Annotated in this window: 2 protein-coding genes and 1 pseudogene; all 3 read right to left on the minus strand. The window is 47.7% G+C overall.

The window, feature by feature from the left end; translation table 11 throughout:
- A partial coding sequence (locus PX484_RS03570; RefSeq protein ID WP_288102880.1) for an MlaD family protein occupies positions 1–360 on the minus strand: 360 nt, incomplete at its 3' end.
- A 121-nt stretch (positions 361–481) separates the two neighbouring features.
- Positions 482–1261: an ABC transporter ATP-binding protein gene (locus PX484_RS03575; protein WP_008199437.1), complete on the minus strand. Its 780-nt coding sequence runs from the start codon at positions 1259–1261 to the stop codon at positions 482–484.
- 27 nt (positions 1262–1288) lie between these two features.
- Positions 1289–1364: pseudogene (locus PX484_RS03580) on the minus strand (2OG-Fe(II) oxygenase); the annotation flags it as partial.

Consider the following 1364-nt stretch of genomic DNA (forward strand, 5'->3'; position numbering starts at 1 on the left):
AGTAATATCGATCGTGGTTTCACCCACTAAACCGGATTGAATGGCTTCGATGAGGGAATTACTGGGAATTAGGCGATCTGCTGGCGAAATCTCCACTTCTACGGCGACTCCCTCCGGTTCTGGGGTAATTGCCGTCACTTGTCCGATTCTCACTCCCCGATAACCGACGCGGGTTCCCACCATCATGCCACCCACATTAGGAAAAAGGAAGCTGGCGCGATAACTGCGTCCCCCGAAGCTAAAATTACTTAACCAGGCGATAAACCAGATTAATATTCCCCCCGATGTCAGTAACATTAAACCGATACCACTTTGCCGCAGAGTTGGGGAAATCCCTCGTTGTGAACCGCCAGCTTCCATAAATAATTACTCCTCATCTCTAAACAGTATCTTACAGGAGAAATCGGAGGATTTCAGTGATCAGTGATCAGTGATCAGATGCGAGTTATCAGTTCACTGATTACTGTTTACTGTTTACTGATCACTGAATTGGTCCGTCGATACTGCCGGTAAAAAATTGCTTGAGTACGGGGATTTCGGAGTGATAAGCCTCTTGAGTCGGTCCAACCCATTGAAATTGACCTTTATAGAGAAAAACGATGCGATCGGTGGTATTTTCGATGGTGCTGTGGACGTGGGTGACAATGAGATGGGCCCCACAGGCTTTTTTTACTTTGAGAAGTTCCATAATTACCGTCTGGATGCGGGTAGAAGCGACGGGATCGAGTCCGGCAGTGGGTTCATCGTAAAGGAGAATGTTCGGTCGATCGGCGGCGATCGAGGGATCGCTGATAATTGCTCTGGCTAAACTGACCCGTTTTCGCATCCCTCCGGATATTTCAGAGGGATAGAGGTCGTAGGAACCAGTCATACCCACTAAATCCAGTTTTTCTTCCACTAAATCGCGAATTTCGGCTCGTTTTAGCTTTGAGTGGCGATAGAGAGCAAAACCGACATTTTCCCCGACGGTGAGGGAGTCAAAAAGGGCCGATTGTTGGAAAACTAGACCAACACCGAGGGGATCTTCCCCCTGTTCTACGGTTCTCTGCCGTTTTGTACCGTAGATGTACACTTCTCCCCGATCGGGGGCCAGTAATCCGGCGACTAAGCGTAAAATGGTCGATTTTCCCGTCCCGGATGGACCGATCACGCCGATCGCTTCCCCTTCGTACACTTTCAGATCGACGTTATTTAAGATTACTTTCTTACCGAAAGCTTTGGTCACTCCCCTTAATTCGACGATCGGTTCGCGCATCACCATCTAGAATATCTTTACAAAAATGCCCTTTTATTGTAGGGCAACGACCCGATCTTTCTTTTTTTTCTTTTCTGGTTTTATGGTTCGCGATTCTATCTGCATTTCG

This window comes from Microcystis sp. M49636_WE2 (assembly GCF_030065375.1).
GTDB lineage: Bacteria > Cyanobacteriota > Cyanobacteriia > Cyanobacteriales > Microcystaceae > Microcystis > Microcystis aeruginosa_C.